This window comes from Kribbella sp. NPDC004875 (assembly GCF_042873375.1).
In the GTDB taxonomy this organism is placed as follows: domain Bacteria; phylum Actinomycetota; class Actinomycetes; order Propionibacteriales; family Kribbellaceae; genus Kribbella.
Window position 1 is genome coordinate 1,662,425 of sequence record NZ_JBIALI010000001.1, and the last position, 19,077, is coordinate 1,681,501.

General features: G+C 68.0%; 23 protein-coding genes and 1 pseudogene. 13 read left to right on the forward strand and 11 right to left on the reverse strand.

Translation table 11 applies throughout. The annotated features are described in order from the left end of the window. Nucleotides 1-35: 35 nt before the first annotated feature. The gene (locus ACFYRH_RS08050) at nt 36-746 is read right to left on the reverse strand and encodes a hypothetical protein (RefSeq protein WP_387769931.1); all 711 of its coding nucleotides are present in this window, start codon (nt 744-746) and stop codon (nt 36-38) included. A gap of 656 nt (nt 747-1,402) precedes the next feature. On the opposite strand from ACFYRH_RS08050, the gene ACFYRH_RS08055 reads away from it, so the two are divergent. Next, nucleotides 1,403-1,780 carry a hypothetical protein gene (locus ACFYRH_RS08055; protein WP_387769934.1) on the forward strand — a complete coding sequence of 126 codons (378 nt, stop codon included), beginning with the start codon at nt 1,403-1,405 and terminating at the stop codon, nt 1,778-1,780. A 757-nt stretch (nt 1,781-2,537) separates the two neighbouring features. On the opposite strand, the gene ACFYRH_RS08060 is transcribed toward ACFYRH_RS08055, so the two are convergent. Further along, the gene (locus ACFYRH_RS08060) at nt 2,538-2,876 is read right to left on the reverse strand and encodes a hypothetical protein (RefSeq protein ID WP_387769937.1); all 339 of its coding nucleotides are present in this window, start codon (nt 2,874-2,876) and stop codon (nt 2,538-2,540) included. Nucleotides 2,877-2,981: 105 nt separating this feature from the next. On the opposite strand from ACFYRH_RS08060, the gene ACFYRH_RS08065 reads away from it, so the two are divergent. The 4 genes and pseudogenes from ACFYRH_RS08065 (at nt 2,982) to ACFYRH_RS08080 (ending at nt 5,358) form a co-directional block, all read left to right on the forward strand. Further along, nucleotides 2,982-3,458, forward strand: a complete 477-nt coding sequence (locus tag ACFYRH_RS08065) for a GNAT family N-acetyltransferase (RefSeq protein ID WP_387769939.1) — start codon at nt 2,982-2,984, stop codon at nt 3,456-3,458. A gap of 52 nt (nt 3,459-3,510) precedes the next feature. After that, nucleotides 3,511-4,257 (forward strand): phosphotransferase family protein, encoded by a 747-nt coding sequence (locus ACFYRH_RS08070; protein WP_387769942.1) that lies wholly within the window; start codon nt 3,511-3,513, stop codon nt 4,255-4,257. Nucleotides 4,258-4,492: 235 nt separating this feature from the next. Then, nucleotides 4,493-4,864, forward strand: a pseudogene (locus ACFYRH_RS08075) (acyltransferase domain-containing protein); the annotation flags it as partial. 74 nt (nt 4,865-4,938) lie between these two features. Further along, on the forward strand, nt 4,939-5,358 hold the full coding sequence (locus ACFYRH_RS08080) for a hypothetical protein (RefSeq protein WP_387769945.1): 420 nt from the start codon (nt 4,939-4,941) through the stop codon (nt 5,356-5,358). A gap of 94 nt (nt 5,359-5,452) precedes the next feature. Here ACFYRH_RS08080 and smpB read toward each other — a convergent pair whose 3' ends face one another. Next, entirely contained in the window at nt 5,453-5,932 is a 480-nt protein-coding gene (smpB, locus tag ACFYRH_RS08085) for an SsrA-binding protein SmpB (RefSeq protein ID WP_387769948.1), read from the reverse strand. Between the two features lie 58 nt (nt 5,933-5,990). Here smpB and ACFYRH_RS08090 point away from each other — a divergent pair, with 58 nt between their 5' ends. Beyond that, on the forward strand, nt 5,991-6,647 hold the full coding sequence (locus ACFYRH_RS08090) for a phosphotransferase (protein WP_387769951.1): 657 nt from the start codon (nt 5,991-5,993) through the stop codon (nt 6,645-6,647). On the opposite strand, the gene ACFYRH_RS08095 is transcribed toward ACFYRH_RS08090, so the two are convergent. Together ACFYRH_RS08095 and ACFYRH_RS08100 are read right to left on the reverse strand one after the other, a co-directional pair. Next, nucleotides 6,593-7,168: a GNAT family N-acetyltransferase gene (locus tag ACFYRH_RS08095; protein ID WP_387769954.1), complete on the reverse strand. Its 576-nt coding sequence runs from the start codon at nt 7,166-7,168 to the stop codon at nt 6,593-6,595. The genes ACFYRH_RS08090 and ACFYRH_RS08095 overlap by 55 nt on opposite strands. 299 nt (nt 7,169-7,467) lie before the next feature. After that, nucleotides 7,468-7,821 carry a YciI family protein gene (locus ACFYRH_RS08100; RefSeq protein ID WP_387769957.1) on the reverse strand — a complete coding sequence of 118 codons (354 nt, stop codon included), beginning with the start codon at nt 7,819-7,821 and terminating at the stop codon, nt 7,468-7,470. Between the two features lie 133 nt (nt 7,822-7,954). On the opposite strand from ACFYRH_RS08100, the gene ACFYRH_RS08105 reads away from it, so the two are divergent. The 4 genes from ACFYRH_RS08105 to ACFYRH_RS08120 all read left to right on the forward strand — a co-directional run bounded on the left by ACFYRH_RS08105 (nt 7,955) and on the right by ACFYRH_RS08120 (nt 10,311). Beyond that, the gene (locus ACFYRH_RS08105; protein ID WP_387769960.1) at nt 7,955-8,509 is read left to right on the forward strand and encodes a GNAT family N-acetyltransferase; all 555 of its coding nucleotides are present in this window, start codon (nt 7,955-7,957) and stop codon (nt 8,507-8,509) included. A 13-nt stretch (nt 8,510-8,522) separates the two neighbouring features. Continuing rightward, nucleotides 8,523-8,906 (forward strand): hypothetical protein, encoded by a 384-nt coding sequence (locus ACFYRH_RS08110; protein ID WP_387769963.1) that lies wholly within the window; start codon nt 8,523-8,525, stop codon nt 8,904-8,906. 59 nt (nt 8,907-8,965) lie between these two features. After that, the gene (locus tag ACFYRH_RS08115) at nt 8,966-9,640 is read left to right on the forward strand and encodes a hypothetical protein (protein ID WP_387769966.1); all 675 of its coding nucleotides are present in this window, start codon (nt 8,966-8,968) and stop codon (nt 9,638-9,640) included. A gap of 86 nt (nt 9,641-9,726) precedes the next feature. Further along, nucleotides 9,727-10,311, forward strand: a complete 585-nt coding sequence (locus ACFYRH_RS08120; protein WP_387769969.1) for a DUF664 domain-containing protein — start codon at nt 9,727-9,729, stop codon at nt 10,309-10,311. Nucleotides 10,312-10,461: 150 nt separating this feature from the next. On the opposite strand, the gene ACFYRH_RS08125 is transcribed toward ACFYRH_RS08120, so the two are convergent. From ACFYRH_RS08125 to ACFYRH_RS08140, 4 genes are all read right to left on the reverse strand, one after another. Next, the gene (locus tag ACFYRH_RS08125) at nt 10,462-12,357 is read right to left on the reverse strand and encodes a heparinase II/III family protein (protein WP_387769971.1); all 1,896 of its coding nucleotides are present in this window, start codon (nt 12,355-12,357) and stop codon (nt 10,462-10,464) included. A gap of 304 nt (nt 12,358-12,661) precedes the next feature. Next, nucleotides 12,662-13,456, reverse strand: a complete 795-nt coding sequence (locus ACFYRH_RS08130) for a hypothetical protein (protein WP_387769974.1) — start codon at nt 13,454-13,456, stop codon at nt 12,662-12,664. A gap of 66 nt (nt 13,457-13,522) precedes the next feature. Then, nucleotides 13,523-14,356 carry a GDSL-type esterase/lipase family protein gene (locus ACFYRH_RS08135; protein ID WP_387769977.1) on the reverse strand — a complete coding sequence of 278 codons (834 nt, stop codon included), beginning with the start codon at nt 14,354-14,356 and terminating at the stop codon, nt 13,523-13,525. A 403-nt stretch (nt 14,357-14,759) separates the two neighbouring features. Then, complete coding sequence (locus ACFYRH_RS08140) at nt 14,760-15,134, reverse strand: VOC family protein (RefSeq protein WP_387769979.1); 375 nt, start codon at nt 15,132-15,134, stop codon at nt 14,760-14,762. Between the two features lie 120 nt (nt 15,135-15,254). Between ACFYRH_RS08140 and ACFYRH_RS08145 the strand changes: the two genes are divergently transcribed. Next, nucleotides 15,255-15,665, forward strand: coding sequence for a VOC family protein (locus tag ACFYRH_RS08145; RefSeq protein WP_387769982.1), 411 nt, complete (start codon nt 15,255-15,257; stop codon nt 15,663-15,665). A 140-nt stretch (nt 15,666-15,805) separates the two neighbouring features. Here the strand turns inward: ACFYRH_RS08145 and ACFYRH_RS08150 are convergent, their stop codons facing one another. Further along, on the reverse strand, nt 15,806-16,294 hold the full coding sequence (locus ACFYRH_RS08150; RefSeq protein ID WP_387769985.1) for a carboxymuconolactone decarboxylase family protein: 489 nt from the start codon (nt 16,292-16,294) through the stop codon (nt 15,806-15,808). A gap of 162 nt (nt 16,295-16,456) precedes the next feature. Between ACFYRH_RS08150 and ACFYRH_RS08155 the strand changes: the two genes are divergently transcribed. Both ACFYRH_RS08155 and ACFYRH_RS08160 read left to right on the forward strand, forming a co-directional pair. Next, the gene (locus ACFYRH_RS08155; protein ID WP_387769987.1) at nt 16,457-17,341 is read left to right on the forward strand and encodes an RNA polymerase sigma-70 factor; all 885 of its coding nucleotides are present in this window, start codon (nt 16,457-16,459) and stop codon (nt 17,339-17,341) included. A 159-nt stretch (nt 17,342-17,500) separates the two neighbouring features. After that, a complete protein-coding gene (locus ACFYRH_RS08160; protein ID WP_387769990.1) occupies nt 17,501-18,040 on the forward strand; it encodes a hypothetical protein in 540 nt (179 codons plus the stop codon). A 74-nt stretch (nt 18,041-18,114) separates the two neighbouring features. Here the strand turns inward: ACFYRH_RS08160 and ACFYRH_RS08165 are convergent, their stop codons facing one another. Further along, nucleotides 18,115-19,077, reverse strand: a complete 963-nt coding sequence (locus tag ACFYRH_RS08165; RefSeq protein ID WP_387769993.1) for a 2-hydroxyacid dehydrogenase — start codon at nt 19,075-19,077, stop codon at nt 18,115-18,117.

Here is a 19,077-nt window from a genome sequence, read left to right on the forward strand (position 1 = left end):
CGCTACGCGTGGGCTGAACGGCAGACGCGAAGACGCTAGGTGCGGGGATTTCGGGCGGCCTGCCCGGCAGGAGGAGTCAGTTGCAGGTCCAAGCGCGTACCGGCCGAGTAGCGCCGCCATCCGTCGAGTCCACGAATATGGACGTCTCCCGGGCCATGCACCACCCAGTTCGATCCATCGCCGACGAGTGCGGCGTCGACGTCGAGCGCGATGAGCAGATCGCTACCGGCCAGGTCGAGGAAGATCGTTCGCCAGGTCTCGTTCAGTTCGTTCCAGTGGGCAGCGATAACAGCGTTGGGAAACACAGCCAAACCCGAGTCAACCTGACCCGTGGGAGATGCCGGATAGCGGGCACCAAGGAGCATCGCGCCACCGCTACTACCAACGTAAGGCAGTGTGCCGTCGAGGAAGTTTCGCCAGAACCCAGATCCACGAAGCGCGGCGACCTGTCCCCTCGGCCCGCCGCCGAGCACGTATAGGAATGCAGCGTTGTCCAGGCATGCAGTCGCGGCCGGGTCATCGGCCTCGGATCTGCTCAACAGCGGGACGTCCACGTTGGGCACACCCACACGCGCCAGTCGCTCGGCGGCTCCCCGACGGTACTCATCAACGACCGTCGGCCCGTTCTCTGCCTGTCCTGCCGCGACGACGGCTGCGTGCCGCCCGGGAACGGTCAGCTCCTCGAAGAGCGGATCACACCAGGGTGCCCAGTCGCCCGTCCCGAACAACACGAATAGTCGACTCATGAAGCCAGCTAATCGGAGCATGGGGATGTTGGCCAGCACTTTGTATTGCGGATGTGATGAAGGCCCCTGAACAGCCTCGACGACCCCTGGCGACTGAGCACGAACACTGCTCAAGGACGGGGATCATCGCGGCGTTGGGGATTAGGGCAACGGACTCGTAATGAGAAGGTCGAACTTGCCCGCAAGGATGCCTAACTTCTTCCAACGAACCCGGCAATTCCGGAAGGACCTGAGTTGTGACCGGTCTGCGCCGAGGCGATCCTCAGGGGGTGGTGCAGATGATTGCTTTGTCCTTGATTCCCTTGGTTGGGTTGAAGGGGGTGACGGCGTCGGTGAGGGGCGACGGTGCTGATGTTGGGGCGCTCGGCCGTCGCGTACGCGTTCGTGCGATCTCGTTGAGTTGGGAGCGACGTCGGTGCCGGCGCCGATGCAGAACGGCGCCCCGGGTTTGGCGATGAGCAACGGCGGCGGCAATCGCAGACCCGTCAGCGCCACCGAAGACACTTTGCGGTGTGATCGCCTCCTGACCTGATCAATCAAGTGGACGAGGCCTCCGAGCGCGACGGTTCTGATCGGGCGTGAAACCGTTTTGAAAGCGTCGGATGTCACGATGACCCGGTGAGTGTCATCCAGTCGCTGCAGAGGAGATTCAAGTAATGCGGAAATGGTTCATTGGCTTTGTTGTGTCACTGATGGTTGCAGTAGGGCTCTTGGCGGGTCCCGGACTTGGGTCCGCGCAAGCCGGCGGGACGTACGCCGGCTGTCCTTACGGCGCTGTCTGCGTATACCCTGATGCCTCGTTCAACCACAATCCCTCGCTGGTCTTTTGGTCCTACGGGGCGCACAACCTCTCCAATCAGATTGGTATGCACCGAGTTTTCAACAATCAATATGGAGGTGCGCACGCCTGGCTTTGCAAGAACTACAACGGGGTCAACTGCACGCCTTTTCCAAACGGCTATCCGATCGAGCAGTACACCTATGTCGACTACGACCTGACACCCATCAACTCGATCCTCCTGACCAGAAACTAGTCGTGCGCCGCGGCGTTCGTCGTCCGCGTCGATCTGGCCTGGCCGTACCTCGAGTACGCGAGGTGCACGCGGCGCCTTGTTGACCGAAGCGCTCGGCGAACGTCGTGGTCCGGGCGTCGATCGCCCAGTTGTCGGCGTGGTCAGAGGGATGGCCATGGCCGATCGTGACGCCCTGGCGGAAAGAGACAATTGCGGGCGCTCCCACAGCGCAGGGCGACGCCGTGAGCCTACGCAACGGCTTCTGAAGCCGGGAGCGCCGATCGCCCGAGCCGCAGCAGACCGAGCGCTTCCAGTTCAACTCGCTCAGTGGTCCTCCGCGTGGGGCGCTGAACAGCCACTCGGCGTGATTGAGTTGGTTCTCCGGCGATGTTGGCTGCGATCTACTCGGCTGCCTGGTCACGAGGGTGGGAGACTGCCGCAATTCCCGATGCCGTGCAAGTCAGCCTGACCGCCGAGGAGCGAACGTTTGGACCTCGGTCGCGACGCGCATCAGCTCGAGCCACCCCAAGGTCTGAGACACGACAACAGCAGAAACTCAGACCGATACCTGATCTGGGCCTCTGCTGCAGGGTTCAGGCAGGTGTCGACGATGTCCCAGGAGCGGACGAGCGCCCAGAGGAGCCCGCCGTTCACCAGGCTGTAGAGGCGGTGGCCGGCGGTGACTTCCTGGGTGACGCGCCGCCCTGCGGTTGCGGACAGAGTACGTCGGCAGCGGAGACAGCGCAGTACGCGTCGCGTCGGCTTTGGTTGGTGGCTGTTAGCGGGCCGAGGCGGGCGTGGTCTGAGTACGGCGGGGGCAGTGGGTGTGGAGGTGTGTCCAGATGGTGTGGGCTATCAGGATGTTGGTGAGTGCTGCGGCTGTCCATAGGGCGAGGACGAGTGGCACTAGCGACCAGCCATCGACCGGGTCGGCGAGGCCTAGCAGGATCGGTGGTATCGATACGAGGTAGCTGATCGCGGGCACGGCCAGACCGCAGGGCGCTGACGCGAGCCACAGGAATCTGATGAGGTCGAAGTCGACGAAGTAGACGTAGGTGGCGAACGCCAGCACCCCGAGTACGTATATCGCTCCGCCGATGCGCCACGGCTTGCTCATCCCCGCCATGTAAGCAACATCGACCGCGGGTCGTCGAGCGTTACCGACTGCGGTTCTAATGAAGCGCTGCGCGGGCGGTCAGCGCCGGCGTGGTTTGCTGGGGGCGTGACGACCCGGATTCGCTTGGCGACGGAAGCTGATGTCGAGGAGCTTGTGGGGCTCGAAGCTGCGTTGTTTGCGGCCGACGCCGGCGAGCATGACTCGCTTGTCGACACGACGTGGCCGCGGCGGCGTGGGGCTGCGGACTTCACGGCGTTGCTGGGGAACGAGAAGGCACTGGTGCTGGTTGCCGTGGACGAGTCTGGTGCGTGCGGGCATCTCGTCGGCTGGGTCAGCGAGGCGAGTGAGGTACGGCGGGGTGTGGTCACGGGATACCTGCGCAGCCTGTTCGTCGAGGAACGCGCCCGCAGGAACGGCGTGGCCAGCGAGCTCGTGGAGCGGTTCGTCGCATGGGCCGAGGGCGAGCAAGGTGCAGTCACGGTCTCGGTCACGGCGTACGCCGACAACCAGGACGCCCGCGCGTTCTACGCCGACCTCGGCTTCGAGACCCTCAGCGTCGTACTGACCCGCGGTCTCGGGTAGCGCCAGATAAAGCTGGCGACGTCAGTGAGCATGGCCGACATACTGGTCGCTCGTGGATGAGGTCAGCGTCGTTGTCGCTCACTCCGAGCGCGCGACTCTGCATGTCGGCGACGTGTTTCTGAAGGTGGATGCCGACCGGACGCGCCTCGAGCGCGAGATCGAGAACATGAACCTGGCGCCAGTTTCCACTCCGAGGATCCTGTGGCACAGATCGCCCGTACTCGCGATCACCGCGGCTCCTGGAACTGCGCTCGGGCGGGTCGGTGAGCCGTCGATCGCGTCCTCGGCTGCGTGGGCCGCGGCGGGCGCCGCCGTCCGTCAGCTCCATGACGCACCAGCGCCGGTTTGGGCCGGCCGGGCTGGGCGCGACCTCGACGAGCTGGCGGGTGATCTCGATGACGAGTGCGAGCGGTTGGTGGCGGACGGTGTCCTGCCTGCCGAGCTGGTCACTCGCAATCGAGGGATCGCCGAGGCCGCGCTGCGACCGTGGACTCCGGTGTTCACCCACGGCGACCTGCACATCGCGCACGTGTTCGTCGACGGCGACGAGCTCACCGGCATCCTCGACTGGTCCGAGGCGGGACAGGGCGATGCCATGTACGACCTCGCGAGCCTGACCGTCGTGCACCAGGAGCGCCTTGAGGAGGTGCTCGCTGGGTACGGCGCCGGCGCTGATCTTGACGCGATTCGGGGCTGGTGGTCGTTGCGGACGCTAATGGTGGTTCGCTGGCTGATCGGACACGGGTACGACCCGTTCACACCGGGCGGCGCGGTCGACGTACTGAAAGCTCAGGTGTGAGATCGGGGGGTATGCCGTGCTCGGCGGCATCGTGCGTGCCTGGGAGTTGTTGCTTGAACCGACTCCTTGGTTGTTCGAGCCGTGCGCGAACCTCTGGGCGGACTAGGGTCCAGGTGCCATGGGGATCGATGAAGTGGCCGCGTTTCTTGGGGATGTTCCGGAGCTCGCCGCCTGGCTGGGGGAGTTGGAGCGAGCTGGGGAGCCTGATGGCGATCTCTGCGTGCCCACGGCTGAGATGGCGTTGACGGTACTGCGGCAACTCGGCGTACCGGGGGAGGACGCGGCCGAGATCGTTGGTGGGCTTGCTGATCTGGAGCGCAGTCCCGCGCTGTCTTGGCTGGCACGGCGTTGTGCTCAGCGGACCGTCGCGGACATGGGCGGGTTCCGGCCGGGTGGGTCGTGGCCGGAGCTGCCCGGGAGGTGCGGGCGGTACTTCTACGTGTACGTCTTCCTGGCAGTTCTTCCCTCTGTTCGCGCGTACCACCTGCACCGCGGGATCTCGGACGACGTCTCCTGGGCGACGCTGGGGGCGCTCGGAAGCGCCGTACGATCCCATCGGGAGCGGGCCGGTGTTGGCGGGATGGACGCGCCGTTCTGGATCGACCTGCACTTTCGCGGAGGGATCTACCTGCTCGGCCGGTTGGGGTTCAACCGGGGGAGCTGGGGTTTCTTGCTCCTGCGGTGCAGGCCGCGGGGGTTCCGTGCCAGGAATCCGAACCGGCGCTGGGTGTGCACGCAGCGCCGACCGGGCCCTTGGATCCGGATGCCTGTGACGCGTCCTTCGCGCTGGCCCGTGAGTTCTTCGACCGGCATTTTCCTGAGGAGACGTACCGGTTCGCGCGGTGTGGATCGTGGATCCTCGACGAGCAGCTCGCGGAGTACCTGCCGGGGGACTCCAACATCATGCGCTTCCAGCGCCGCTTCCACCTGACACCAGAGACGCGGGACGGCGACGCCGACATCCTGTCCCGGATCTTCGGGGCGTCAGCCGATGCCGGCCTCGAGGCACTTCCCCGCCGGACGACACTCCAGCGGGCCGTGATCGACCACCTGCGGGCCGGCCGCCACTGGAAGATCGGCTTCGGCTGGCTCGAACTCTGAGCCCGGCCGGGAGCCCGAGCCGGGCAGTAGTCCGAACTGGCGAGGAGCCCGGGCCGGCCGAGCCCGAGTCCGGCAGGTCAGGAGTCCGGGGAGGTCAGTCGCGGCGGCCCTTCAGGCGGCGGCTCAGGGCGCGTTGGGCCTCGCGGGTTGCTTCGCGTTCGGCGAGGGTCTGGCGTTTGTCCCAGGTCTTCTTGCCGCGGGCCAGCGCGATCTCGACCTTCGCGTGACCGTCCTTGAAATAGAGCGCGACCGGGACGATCGTCAGCCCGCCCTCGGTGACCTTGCGCTCGATCTTGTCGATCTGCGCGCGATGCAGCAGCAGCTTCCGCTTGCGGCGTGAACCGCCCTCGAACCAGCGGGACTGCGAGTACTGCGGGATGTGTACGCCGTGCAGCCAGACCTCCCGCTCCTCGACCATCGCGAACCCGCCGACCAGCGACGCCCGCCCGGCACGCAGCGCCTTCACCTCGGGACCCTGCAGGACGATCCCCGCCTCCCAGGTCTCACCCAGGTGGTACTCGTGGGCCGCTTTGCGGTTGCGGGCGATCACCGGGTTCGCGTCGGGCTTCTTCACACGACAATTCTGCCCCGAGGTCGACCTCCAGCCCCAGAGCACCGCTAACGTGCGGTGGGTGGAGTTGCGGAGACTGGTGAGCCGGTTCGGTGCCGACGGGGGCGAGCCGGTTCACGGCGGGCTCTCCGGAGCGACCGTGGTTCGGCTCGTGCGCGGGCAGGAGGTCCTGTACTACAAGCAGGGCGCGATCGTCGACGACGAGGCGGACCGACTGGAGTGGCTGTCCGCCACCGGGTTCGGCTGTCCACGGGTCGTTGACCGAGGCAACGGTTGGATGCTGACTACGGAGCTTCGCGGGCGGGACGTCTCCGACGACTGGCCGGTCGCCGACCACCCCGCCGTACTGCGTGCCCTCGCGACCGGGCTCCGGGAGCTGCATGCCTTGCCGGCCGCCCCGTTCGACTCACCGTTCCCGGGCCCGCGGGAGGTTGTCACGCACGGGGACTATGCGGCGCCGAACGTGTTCATCGACCCCGAGACCCTGCGGTTCTGCGGTGTGCTCGACGTCGGACTGCTCGGGATGGGCGATCGGTACGTCGATCTCGCGCTGATGTACAAGAGTCTCGCGAAGGGGCGGAATCCGCAGTACGGCCTGGTGCCCGCGGCGCGTGCTTTCGTCGAGGGGTACGGCGGTGAGCCGGATGACCCGCGGATCCCGTATTACATCGGTCTCGACGACTCCGGCAGTTTCTGGGAGCGCGGCGCGGAGGGGTAGCGCGTGCCGAGCCACTGTTCGGCGCCCCAGGCTTCGTAGCGTTCGAGTTCGATGAAGCCGAGTTTGGTGGCCAGGCGCAGGGACGGTGTATTGGCGGTCTGAGTGGTGAGGGCGACGGGCTCGGCCGGGAGGCATTCGGTGTACCAGGCGAGAGCCGCGGCGCAGGCTTCGGCGGCGTACCCGTGGCCCCACGAGCTCGGGAGGAACAGGTAGCCGAGCTCGCGACGGCCGGCATCGGGGCGGCGGTGGTCGGAGCGCTCGGGGTCGCGCGGGTCGAGGGTGACGATGCCGATCATGGCGCCGTCGAGGCCGACGGCGAAGAGGCCGGGGCGCCGCGCCGGTTCCTCGGGCAGGGCCCGTTCGAGCTCGGCGCGGGGGCGGGCGCCGCCGACGTACGTGCCGACTTCCGGTGACGACATGAGCTCGATGATCGCCGGCCGGTCGCGGGCCTCGGGTTCGCGGAGCACGAGTCGCTCGGTCGTGATCGGCGTCGGCAGCCAGGCGTCTCCGAACTCGGTCACGCCCGCAACCTACCCCAGCCGCCAGCCCGCCCGGCGCCACAAACGAACCTGCCGGCCCGCTCGGCGACGCGAACAACCTGCTGGCCCGCGGGCGCCGCAAAGCACACGCCGGGCAGAGCCGCGAGAGCACGCGACGCCCTCACGCACGAGGCCGCCCGTCCGGCTCGGCCGCCCCGCGAGGGCACGCCTCGCGAGGGCACGCCCCGCGAAGCGCGGCGACCCGCGAAGGCGCGGCGACTCGCGAGCGCGCGGCCCGTGAGGGTGCTGCGGTCTGTCGGCTGGGGCGGGCCGCTCGTGGGTCAGCGTTCGGGGTCGTCCATGAACTTGCGGACGTCCTGCGCGCAGCGGCAGGAGGCGGCGATCTTCGCGGCCCACCGCAGGGCTTCCGCACGGGTCGGTACGTCGACGATCGTCGCGCCGCCGAGGAGTTCCTTGCTCTCCGGGTACGGGCCGTCGGTGACGATGCCGTCCGTGGAAACGACCGCCGGGTCCGCGTCGCCGTCGTCGTAGCTCAGCCCACCGCCGAACACGTACACCCCGGCGTCCTTCGCCTCCCGCATCACCGCATGCGCAGCCTTGCCGACGTCCGGGAAGTCCTCCTGGGGAATGTGATCCATCGAGCCCTTCTCGAACGAGATCAGGTACATCGCCATTCCAACGCTCCTTGTCCGGGCGCCCAGCTCGGGCCGCCGCTCACCTCTACGACGAACGCCGGACCCGCGATCCGACACCCACCGACACGCGAGACCGCCTTCACCTAATCAAACAGGGTGGTTGACTACGCGGATGGACGTGCACCCCGTCGATCAGGAGCGGTGGAGCGACGTGCTCGAGCTGTTCGGGCCCAGCGGCGGGACGCGCGGCTGCTGGTGCATGGCGCGCCGCCTGCCGTCCCGCGAGGTCGCCAGGAACGGGAGCGAAGAGAACCGCACGGCCCTCGAGGGATTCGTGCACGCCGGCGTCCCGGTCGGGATGATCGGGTACGTCGACACGCGCCCGGTCGCGTGGTGTGCGGTCGCGCCAAGGACGGAGTACGCGGCAATCGTGAACTCGCGGACCCTGCCGATCGACGAGCCCGAGGACGAGACGATCTGGGCGATCAACTGCCTGTTCGTGCGGGCCGGTTATCGCGGGCGCGGGCTGACGCTGCCGATGGTGCGGGCGGCCGTCGAGTATGCGCGCGGCTCGGGTGCCCGTCTGGTGGAGGCCTATCCGGTGAAGACGATGCCCGGTGACCCGGGACGCGGCGTACTCAGCACGTTCCTCGACGCGGGCTTCACGCCGTACGCCGAAGAACGAACCAAGGCGAAGCGCAACGTGGTGGTCCGGCTCCATCTGTGATCGGATGAGGCGGGTGAGGGGACTGCAGATCCTGCTGGGGGTGAGCGCGGGCGCCTGCCTGATCGCGGCGATCGGATTGGTGATCATCGGTGATGTTCAGGGTGCTGTTTCGCCGGCGATGGCGGCGGTGCTCGGCGGCGTCGTCCTCTACCGGCAGGCGAGGAACCCGCCGGAGCTGAAGCCGTGGAGTCGCGTACGGATCGTCGTGTCCGCGGTCGTCGGCGGTGCGGGGACGCTGGCGGTGCTGGGGATGTTGGGCTGGGTCGCGCTCTTCGTTCCGGACTGGCCGGCGCGGGCAGTCGCGGTGGGCGGGATGGTGCTCGTCGTGGCGCTGGGTACCTGGATGGTGCGGACCGTGCGGAAGCTCAATCAGCAGGCGGCCGGACCTGCGGACTGACGCGGACTGACATGGACTGACATGGCGCAGTGACACTGGGGATGGGGAAGGATCGCTGTATGGATGGGGTGGATGGGGTGGATGGGGCATTGCTGCGGTTGGCCGATGTGCTGACCGGAGTTGAGGCGGATCTCGGCGACTACTGCACGTACTGCTACAGCGAAGAGGAGGCCGCGCTGCTGGCGGGGCCGGTCGGAGCGATTCCTCCGGAGTTGCTCGCGGGTGTGGCGCGCGAGGTGCCGGACCATTGGGGTGACTTCGCGAACCTCTATCGCAAGCTGACGCCGCGCATCCTCGCGTTGCTCGTCCACGACGACTTGCACGTCGACGAGGAGCTCGTCGCGCTGCGGTTGGCCGACGCCGGCTGCTGGAGCACGTGGTCCGAGCCCGAGCGGGACGCCGTACTCGGGGTCTGCCGCGAGTGGTGGTCCGCGACGCTGGCGTCGTACCCGGCGAAGCCCGAGGCGCGAGTCGTCCTCAGCTTCCTCGCGACGACGCCGATCCCGCTGACCGAATGGCTGGGGATCTGGAACACCCGCCCCGACGGCCCGGCCGATCGCCACGCCCAGGACCTCTTCAGCTGGTGGTGGTCCGACCTCGCCGGCAACCAGGTAACCGTCGGCTTCTGGGACACCATCGACATCACCCCCACCCTCAAACCCTGGATCCTCGAAGACGCCCGCCCCCGCATCACCAAGAACCCAGACCTGGCCCACCTCCTCAAAACCCTCTGACTCAAGCCCTCCCACCTTCAGCTCGGAGGAGTATGGGGGATTGGTTCCGGAAGGGGAGTGTCCGGAATGGGGGTTAGCGTGGCGGCATGAGTGAGAGTGAGTGGGTTTCTCCCTGGTGGGAGCCGCCACTGGCGGGGGACGAGGCCGGCCATCTGGTCGGTGCGCTGGACCGGTTGCGTACGACGTTCCGCTACAAGGTGGACGACCTCGACGCGGACGGTCTGAATACCCGGATCGGGGCCTCGTCGATCACCTTGGGCGGACTGATGAAGCACCTCGCGGCCAACGAGGACTACATGTTCACCGTGAAGTTCCGCGGGCTACCGATGGACGGACCGTGGCTGGAGAACGGCTGGCGGGACGACAACGACTGGGAGTTCAACTCGGCGGTCGAGAACACTCCGGAGGAGCTCTACGCCCTCTGGGACGGCGCGGTCGAGCGATCCCGCAAGACGCTGGCCGCGGCGATCGCGGAAGGCGGGCTCGAACAGCCCGCCGACATCACCTGGCCGGACGGGCGGCACGCGAGCCTGCGTCGTCTCGTGTGCGACCTGATCGAGGAGTACGGCCGCCACACCGGCCACGCCGACCTGATCCGCGAGTCCGTCGACGGGCGGGTCGGCGAAGACCCGCCGCGCGACTGGAAGCCCGTCGGCGCGAAGCAGCACTGAACCGCGAAGCGCTGAACGGCGAAGCGCTGAACGGCGCGATGAAGCGCTGACCCCGGACCGCCAGCACTACACAACCCTCCCATCCGACCGTGCCTCACGCTCAGCGCCGGCCGTTCGAGGCGGTTGTTGAGTGCTGGCGGTCCGCCGCACCTACTTGATCCGCTGCATCGTCCCGTCCTGGGAGATCGCGACGACCGTAGTGACCCCGTCGACCTTCAGGTTCAGCAGCGTGCGGGAGCCCTGCTGGCTGGTGGTGTAGCTGACGGCCGCGTTGCTGCGGGTCGGGGCGATCACGGACAGGATCGTCGCGCTCTTGCCCGACCGGTTGAACTGCACCACCGGCGACGGCACCTTCTTGTCGATGGTCAGGTAGTGCCACCCCTGGATCGGGTCCTCCTGACCGGTCGCGGTCTCGATCGGCGTGGTGTCCTGCCCGAACGGGATCTGCAACAACGTCGTCTTGACCCGGTCGCCAGGCTTCCGCGCCACCACCCGGTCGTTGCCGGTAACAACGACTTGCTGGTCGTTCGGCAGGTGCCAGAGCGTCGAGTAGTTCTGCTCCGTCGTCGACTCACCGCGGTCGAGCACCACCATCAGGTCGGGGTCCTTCAGCACGAGCACGTCCCGGGTCCGGTCGATGCCGGCGCCGAGCTTGTCCTTGAGTTCGTAGTACTCCGACGTGTCGCGGATCGCCGACCGCACCAGCTTCGTGTCCGGGTGCTCGGCCGCGGTCGACTCCACGGTCATCACGTTGTGCGAGAACTGACTCTTCGCCCAGCTCCGCCAGTCGTCCCACTTGTAGCCGGAGTGCCCGCCGTCGATCAGGATGTCCCGCCCGTGCGACGTGTACGTGATCGACGTGTGGTCCTCGTGCCCGTGCAGCTTCCGCGACGGCCCGAACCTGATGCTGTACGTCGACTCCTGCGTGAACGCCCGCGTCTCACCCCATCCGGTGCGCCCGAAGATGTACCCGGCGTCGAAGATCCCGACCCGCTGCGTCGGGCGGATGCCTTGCTTCCCGAGCGTCCCGGCGTACTCGAGGACGGTGCCCTGGACCGGGACGGTGCGGACCACCTCGGAGTCGCCGATCTGTGGCAGGTTCCCGAGTGAGTTGGTGGCGAGGGCGAGCCACTTCGCGAGTTCGCGCCGGCGCGCGAGGATCGTCGTACCGGGGTCGACGCCGCACTTCTGCAGTACGTCGGCCGCGCGTCCCCAGAGCGCGTAGTTGAACTGCGCGTACGCCGTCGACTGTTCGTTGGTCGACCCTTGCGTGTCGATCGACGTCTTGATCGCACCCGTCAACCGGTCGACCGCGACCTTCTTCAGGTCGTTGCGCATCAGCGTGCACCCGATGCCGAACAGTGCGAGGCTCTCGTCGGTGCCGTGGTTCCAGTCACCGCTCCAGTTCTTCTGCAGGAACCACGCGTGGTCCAGCAGCGCCTTGTCGAGCCAGGCGTACGTCAGCGGCAGTTGCCCGGTGTGCAGTCCCGACAGCACCGCCTGCCGCAGGCAGATCAGCACGTTGGTCCGGTGCATCGTCGACTCGTAGGCGCCGACGTCGGACTTCCACGAGTACGGGTTGTCGTTCACCCAGTCGTGCGCGATCGCACTGACCCGTTGCAGAGCCCGCTTGTCGCCCTTCGCCGCGGCGTTGATTCCTTGGCCGAGCCAGCGCAGCGAGTGCAGCCACATGTACCAACTCGGGTTCTTGTCCGGGTTCACCCGCCAGTTGATGTTGCCCGTGCCGTCCCCGATCTTGGTCGGCGGCGTCGTACCCCAGGTGTAGGTGTCGCGGTACAGGTTCGCGACCGGGTTCGCCCGGTCGATCCCGCTGTACGCCGGGCAGGTGTAGCTGTTCTTGCGGGGCGGCGTCGGCGGCGCGGTCGGCGGCTCGGGCGTGTGGCTGAGTGTCGGGTCCGGAGCCGCCTCGGGCTCGGACCCGCCCCACGGGACCACGAGTGCGACGGCCAGGCCGGCGATACTCACGAGCAGGGCGATCGTGAGGCGTAGCGTCGTCGTGGTCGTGCGCAGATGTCTCGCGGGCATCGTGGGTCCTCCCCGCATGCTCCCGGGCATGCCTTATATGGCCTAGACCTGAATTCGGGTCGGGCGATCCCCGGGATTTGGGTCAGGTGAGTTGTGCTGAAAGTCGCTGTCGTGCGCCGGGTGGCGCGCTGCGGACCGGCGGAGGTTGCCGTCGGCATCGATCGCCGCCGGTCAGGCCCCCGTCCGGTACTCCGCCGTCGGTCCCCCCGAGGTCGGAATGGTTCCTCTGCCCTATAGATGTCCCGAACCACCCAAAAGGTTGCGCGGATCCCCGACTTCGGGTCCGTTGCCCTAAAGGGCAGCCTCAGCCGTGCCGGATCGCCTGCAGGATCAACCCGTTCCGGGCTCCCTGCCCAGCCGGCACCGTCGTGTGCCGGCCGTCCCGGAGATCGGTGTGCAACCGCTCGGGATGCGCCGCGAGGAACTCGGCCCACGGGACGATCCGCAGGTTCGGATGCGCCGCTCGGGCCTGCTCCAGCTGGAGATTGATCCACTCGCTGTTGCGCTGATCGGCAAGCTGAACGGCGGCAGGCTCGTCCGTGCGCGACACCTGCACGTCGACCCAGAACACCGTCCGCCGGGGGCCGGCGATCCGGAGCGCGCGCTCGACCTGGGCCGCGAACCCGGGTGGGTCGAAGATGTCGTTGGACCCCACCGCCATCACGATCCGGCGCGGAAGTCCGTACGTACGGGCCCAGGCGGCCAGTTCGCCGACGGCGGAGGCGGTTGGCTGACCGGCCCAGGTGTACTCCGCGAACGACGTACCGAGTTGCCGGCCGAGGAGCCGCCCGAGCGCACCACCGTCCTGTACGGCGATGCTGTCGCCGAAGAGCACGACTCCGTCGGTCGCGACGGCGCGGCGAACCTCGGCGGCGCTGGAGATCGCGCGGTTGTTCGTCGTCCAGGAACCGAGGGTGCCGGAACCGTAGCTTCCTGTGCTGATATTCGACGTGCCGGTATTCGACGTACCGGTATTCGATGTCGTCGCCTTCGCGTGAGACTTCGGGGCTTCGAAGTGCAGCAGTGCGAGCAGGACGACGGTCAGGACGACGATGACGGCGGCCGACGTCGACCAGCCCCGGATGATCGTGCGCGACATGGCTCGCCCTCCCGCGGAAACGGAGTACCCGATCTGTTCACGCGGAAGGCGGCGTGCAGGTTGCCATCAGCGGTGGGTGCTGAGGGCCTCGGCGATCAGTTCGTTGCGGGCGCTGCGGCCGAGCGGCTCGCTGGTGTGGACGCCGTCGCGGAGGTACTCCGCCGGGCGGTTCGGCTGGGCTTGCAGGAATCCGGCCCAGTCGATGATCTTCAGGTTCGGGTGCCGGGCGGCAGCCTCGGCGAGTTGCTGGTTGATCCACGCGCTGTTGGCGAGATCGGCGTCCCGTACGGCGGGCGGTTGCTTGGTGCGGCTCGCGTACACGTTCACCCAGTACACCGTCCGGTTCGGCCCGGCGATCCGTAGCGCGCGCTCGACCTGTGCCGCGAACGCCGGCGGGTCGAAGATGTCGTTCGTACCAACAGCCATCACGATGCGCCGCGGCAGACCGTAGTCATGCGACCACTCTTCGAGCGCATCGACCGCTGCGGACGCGGGCTGACCGGACCAGTCGTGGAAGGCGATCGAGTCACCGGTGCGGTCCGCGAGCAGGCGCTCGAGCGCGGCACTGTCCTGGACGGCGATACTGTCGCCGAACATGAAGACCCCGTCGAACGCCAGGACGTCGCGGATCTGGTCCTCGGGGGAGATGCGGCGGAGCAGGTTCTGCCACGGGCCGAGCGTGCCGGACCCGTACAGCCCGGAGCCCTGCGTCGGCATGCTGTACGCGCCGGTGCCGTCGGCGGTCGTGTCGGCGTTCTTCGTCCGCGGCTCCAGGACGACGAACAGGCCGCCGAGAATCGCCAGTACCACCAGCGTGACGAGGATCGCGACCAGCGACCCGAAGAACGCACGCGGTCCCCGCGCACTGCTGCCCGAAGGTCTCCGAACTTGTTGCAACATCCCGACGCCCCCCGGCCTCAGTCGTCGTCTGCCCACATACACATGACGCGGTGACCCCCGAATCCGCTGCATGCCGCCATCGGCCCCCGTGGTCCAGACGCCGACCTCAGGCGTTTGGTTGTCAGTGCTTCAGCGTGTACCCCGTACTCGTCAGGTGTGCGCGGAGATCCTTGACCTCGTCCCGGCGCACACCCCGGCGCCGCCGCGGTTCCCCCTCCGCGGCAGCCTGCTTCTTCCTCCGCCACCACCACTGCATTGGTCCAGCATCTCCGAAGACGCAAGTAATCGGTAGGTTTTTGGCCTGGCCGGAATCCGGAACCGATGGGTCCGCCGGCACCGGCCCGGCCGGATGACTCCGGCCGAGCTCACTCAGGGGTGGGCTCAGGCCGGGCTCAGGTTGGGCTCAGCCGGCTCGCTCCGCTTCGCTGCGCTCGACGCAGAACTCGTTGCCTTCCAGGTCCTTCATCGTGACCCAGCCGCGCCCGTCCGGCACCCGGTGGTCCTCGTGCACGGTGCCGCCGAGGGACAGGATCCGCTCGACCTCGGCGTCCCGGGTGCGCTCGGTCGGGCCCCAGTCCAGGTGCACGCGGTTCTTCACCGACTTGCCCTCGGGGACCTTGATGAACAGCAGCCCGGGAACCGGCGCGGGCGCCACCACGAGCACCTCGTCGTCGCCCGGGACGTCGCCGTCGGCGACCGGCCAGCCGGTCACGGTACTCCAGAACTTCGCCAGCGTGTAGGGGTCCGAGGCGTCGATGGTGATGTGTCGCAGATTCATGGCGAGACCTTAACCGGGCGGCCGGATCCAGGGGGTCGCGGACTGTCGGCGGGCGGGTCTACTGTGCGCCATGAGGGCTGGTTCAACCGGGCCGGCCAGGTTTGGGGGAAGGAAGAATCGATGGCATCGCGGCTCAATCCGTACATTCAGTTCGACGGCGACGCGCGTGCGGCGATGGAGTTCTACCAGGGGGTCTTCGGAGGTGAGCTGTCGTCCAACACCTTCAAGGAGTTCGGTGCCGGACACGGCCCGGACGACGACGACAAGCTGATGCACAGCCAGCTGGAGACGCCGAGCGGCTTCACGCTGATGGCCGCCGACACACCGCAGGGCATGCCGTACAACCCGGGTGAGAACATCGCGATCAGCCTCAGCGGTGACGACGACGAACTGCGCGGGTACTACGAGAAGCTGTCCGCGGACGGCGGCAAGGTGACGGTCCCGCTGGAGAAGCAGATGTGGGGCGACGAGTTCGGCATGGTGACCGACAAGTTCGGCATCGGCTGGATGGTCAACATCGCCGGAAGCTGACGCGCAACGGGCCTCCCCCGGGAAAATCGGTACCCCGGGGCAGGCCCCGCGGGGCTGTCGTGGGACCTGAAGACAGGAAATGGTGGCGCGGGACCTGAAATAGCCGGTGCCCACCCACCACAACCTGTCTCAGGTACCCGCTACTGGCCGACCGCGGCCGTCATCAGGCCCACCTCGTAGGAGCCGCCGAGCTGGTTGAGGGTGACGGCGAGGCGGTTGGTGGCGTTGATCATCGCGATCAGCGTCACCAGGGCGATCAGCTGGTCCTCGTCGTAGTACTTCGCCGCACGCGCCCACGTCTCGTCCGAGACGCCCTCGGACGCGTCGGCGAGCCGGGTCGCTTCCTCGGTCAGCGCGAGCGCCGCCTGCTCCTCCTCGGTGAAGACGGTCGAGTGCCGCCAGCCCGCGACCAGGTACAGCCGCGTCGCGCTCTCGCCCGCGGCCGCCGCCTCCTTGGAATGGATGTCGATGCAGTTGCCGCAGCCGTTGATCTGGCTGGCGCGCAGCATCACGAGGTTCTGCGTGGTGTGCGAGAGGCCGGTCTGCTGCAGCAATCCGTGCACCGCGAACAGCCGCTTCGCCAGCTTGGTGCCGAGCTCGTTCTGCATGATGTCGATACGGGGTTCCATCGTCGTCCTCACTCGTGGGATCTACTGGATGAACACGAGATGCCGCCGCCCCGGCCGCCGTGACGGTCCCGGGACGTGACGAGCGCCATACCGGCCGAACTGTCACAGCAGCAGGATGAGCGGCATCTGGTGGGTGACACCCGCGCGCACAAGGAGTCAGCCATGACCGGTACGGACCGAGCGACCGAAGAGTTCGTTGCCCATCGCAACCTCCTGTTCACCGTCGCCTACGAGCTGCTCGGCTCGGCCGCCGACGCCGAGGACGTCCTCCAGGAGACCTGGCTGCGCTGGGTGAAGGTCGATCTCGACACGATCCAGGACCACCGCGCGTACCTGGTCCGCATCGCCAGCCGCCAGGCCCTCCAGCGCCTGCGCACCCTCGGCCGCCGCAAGGAGTCGTACGTCGGTCCGTGGCTCCCCGAACCGCTGCTCACCGCACCCGACGTCGCCGAGGACGTCGAGCTGGCCGACAGCGTCTCGATGGCGATGCTCCTCGTTCTCGAAACCCTCAAGCCGACCGAGCGCGCGGTCTTCGTCCTCCGCGAGGTGTTCGGCCTCGACTACGACGAGATCGCCGAGGCAGTCGACAAGAAACCCGACGCCGTCCGGCAGATCGCCCACCGGGCCCGCTCGCACGTAGCAGCCCGCCGCCCGCGCGGCGTCGTCTCCGCCGATGAGACCCGCGACGCCCTGGAAGCCTTCCGGCGAGCCGTCACCACCGGCGACCTCCAGGGACTGGTCGACATCCTCGCCCCGGACGTCGTCTTCCTGGGCGACGGCGGCGGCGTGGTCCAGGCCCTCCCGCGCCCGGTGGTCGGCGCCGAGAAGGTGGCCCGCATCCTCGCCCTGGCCGTGGAGCGCCTGGCCGAGGGCAACCTCGAGATCACCCAGATCAACGGTCAGCCGGCGATGCTCCTCCGCTTCACCGACGAGGTCGACACCGTCACTGTCCTGCACGTGAACAACGGCCTCATCGCCGGCCTGTACGCCGTCCGCAACCCCGCGAAGCTGTCCCGCCTGTCCGAGGAAATCACCCTCAGCCGCTGACCGAACCCACTCGGGGCCGACCCCGACCCCGGCGCCGCCGGCACCCCCTGCCATCGTCCTCAGAACCCGCGCGCCGGATACAGGCGCCGTACGCCTGACCCGGCGGTCGAGGGCGCTGAGTGCTTCCAGGGGTGCGGATGGTGCGCGTATGTTCGGAGCGTGGCGTCGAAGGCCTTGTCGCAGCGGGTGGTTCGTGCGGTCGGTGAAAGCTCGGCCTCCGAGCGGGTGGCCCGTGCTCAGGAGCTGATGTACGGGCCGTTGATCGATTGGGCGCGGAGGAGTCCGCTGCATACGGACGCGCTCGGTCATTCGGTGCATCCGTCGTTGACCGATGTGACCGCAGGGTGCTGGCTCGGTACGTCGGTACTCGACGTGGCCGGCGGCTCGGAGTCGCGTCGCGGGGCGACGATCCTCACCGGGTTCGGATTGCTGGCAGCGGTGCCGACCGCTCTCGCGGGAGCCGGCGACTGGGCCGAACTCTCAGGCGCTGAACGCAGGATCGGCGCGGTCCACGCGCTCGGGATGGACACCGCGACGTTCCTGTTCGCCGGCTCCCTCGTCGCGCGTCTTCGAGGCAGGCACCAGCTCGCCACAAAGCTCGCGCTCGCCGGCAACGGGGTCGTGGCGACCGCAGGCTTCCTCGGCGGCCACCTCGCCCTCAACCGCGCAACCGCCCGACGAGCCCCCTTGAGCGATTAGCCGCCCGCCAAGGGACTGGCCGCGTAGCACGCGAGGGCTCGCCGTACTACGCGGGGCCGGTCGTCGTCCGTGAGCTATTTGAGGAGCGGTGCGGACTCTGGGACGGGGGTTACTGGGGTGCCGGTTTTCAGCCAGTGGCGGATGTTTTCGGCGACGAGGTTGGCCATGGCGGTGCGGGTGGGTTGGGTGGCGGAGCCTACGTGGGGGAGGAGGACGGCGTTGGGCAGGGTGAGGAGGTCGGGGTGGACCTTGGGCTCGTGTTCGAAGACGTCGAGGCCGGCGGACAGGATCGTGTTGTTGCGGAGGGCGTCGACGAGGGCCTGTTCGTCGACGACGGTGCCGCGGGCGACGTTGATCAGGATGCCGTCGGGGCCGAGGGCCTTGAGGACTTCGGCGTCGACGAGGTGGCGGGTGCTGTCGCCGCCGGGGATGACGATCATCAGCGTGTCGACGGCGGCGGCCATCTCGAGCAGGGACGGGTAGTACTCGTACTCGACGTCCTTCGGGTTTCTGTTGTGGTAGGCAACGGTGATGCCGAACGGCCGGACCCGGTCGGCGATCGCCTGGCCGATCCGGCCGAGGCCGAGGATGCCCATCCGGCGGCCGTTCATGGTTGCGCGGGTCAACGGGTACGGCGTTCCGTCGGCCCACCGGCCGTCGCGCAGGTACCGCTCCGCGCGGGAGAGTTCGCGCACCGTCATCAGCAGCAGCCCGAGCGCGGTGTCCGCGACCTCGTCGTCCAGGACGCCCGGGGTGTTCGTGACGACGACGCCGCGCTCGGCGGCTGCGGTCGCGTCGATGCGGTCGTAGCCGACGCCGAAGCTCGCCACCAGCCGGACGGCGGGCAGCCGGTCCAGGAACGGGCCGTCGATCGCGGTGCCACCGGTGGCGACGGCAACGATCTCGTCGCGACGGGCCGCGAGCACGGCGTCCGGGTCACTCTCCTCCCAGAGCCGGATCAGCTCGCAGTGACCGTCCAACCCGGCGGCGACGGCTTCGTTCATCGGTCCTGGCATCAGCACGACTGGTAGTCCCAT

What these genes read in the sequence shown, in the direction of transcription:
- ACFYRH_RS08050 (WP_387769931.1), bottom strand. Translation starts at nt 746, where the DNA reads ATGAGTCGACTATTCGTGTTGTTCGGGACGGGCGACTGGGCACCCTGG.
- ACFYRH_RS08055 (WP_387769934.1), top strand. Translation starts at nt 1,403, where the DNA reads ATGCGGAAATGGTTCATTGGCTTTGTTGTGTCACTGATGGTTGCAGTA.
- ACFYRH_RS08060 (WP_387769937.1), bottom strand. Translation starts at nt 2,876, where the DNA reads ATGAGCAAGCCGTGGCGCATCGGCGGAGCGATATACGTACTCGGGGTG.
- ACFYRH_RS08100 (WP_387769957.1), bottom strand. Translation starts at nt 7,821, where the DNA reads ATGGCGATGTACCTGATCTCGTTCGAGAAGGGCTCGATGGATCACATT.
- ACFYRH_RS08105 (WP_387769960.1), top strand. Translation starts at nt 7,955, where the DNA reads ATGGACGTGCACCCCGTCGATCAGGAGCGGTGGAGCGACGTGCTCGAG.
- ACFYRH_RS08115 (WP_387769966.1), top strand. Translation starts at nt 8,966, where the DNA reads ATGGATGGGGTGGATGGGGTGGATGGGGCATTGCTGCGGTTGGCCGAT.
- ACFYRH_RS08120 (WP_387769969.1), top strand. Translation starts at nt 9,727, where the DNA reads ATGAGTGAGAGTGAGTGGGTTTCTCCCTGGTGGGAGCCGCCACTGGCG.
- ACFYRH_RS08125 (WP_387769971.1), bottom strand. Translation starts at nt 12,357, where the DNA reads ATGCCCGCGAGACATCTGCGCACGACCACGACGACGCTACGCCTCACG.
- ACFYRH_RS08130 (WP_387769974.1), bottom strand. Translation starts at nt 13,456, where the DNA reads ATGTCGCGCACGATCATCCGGGGCTGGTCGACGTCGGCCGCCGTCATC.
- ACFYRH_RS08135 (WP_387769977.1), bottom strand. Translation starts at nt 14,356, where the DNA reads ATGTTGCAACAAGTTCGGAGACCTTCGGGCAGCAGTGCGCGGGGACCG.
- ACFYRH_RS08140 (WP_387769979.1), bottom strand. Translation starts at nt 15,134, where the DNA reads ATGAATCTGCGACACATCACCATCGACGCCTCGGACCCCTACACGCTG.
- ACFYRH_RS08145 (WP_387769982.1), top strand. Translation starts at nt 15,255, where the DNA reads ATGGCATCGCGGCTCAATCCGTACATTCAGTTCGACGGCGACGCGCGT.
- ACFYRH_RS08150 (WP_387769985.1), bottom strand. Translation starts at nt 16,294, where the DNA reads ATGGAACCCCGTATCGACATCATGCAGAACGAGCTCGGCACCAAGCTG.
- ACFYRH_RS08155 (WP_387769987.1), top strand. Translation starts at nt 16,457, where the DNA reads ATGACCGGTACGGACCGAGCGACCGAAGAGTTCGTTGCCCATCGCAAC.
- ACFYRH_RS08165 (WP_387769993.1), bottom strand. Translation starts at nt 19,077, where the DNA reads ATGGGACTACCAGTCGTGCTGATGCCAGGACCGATGAACGAAGCCGTC.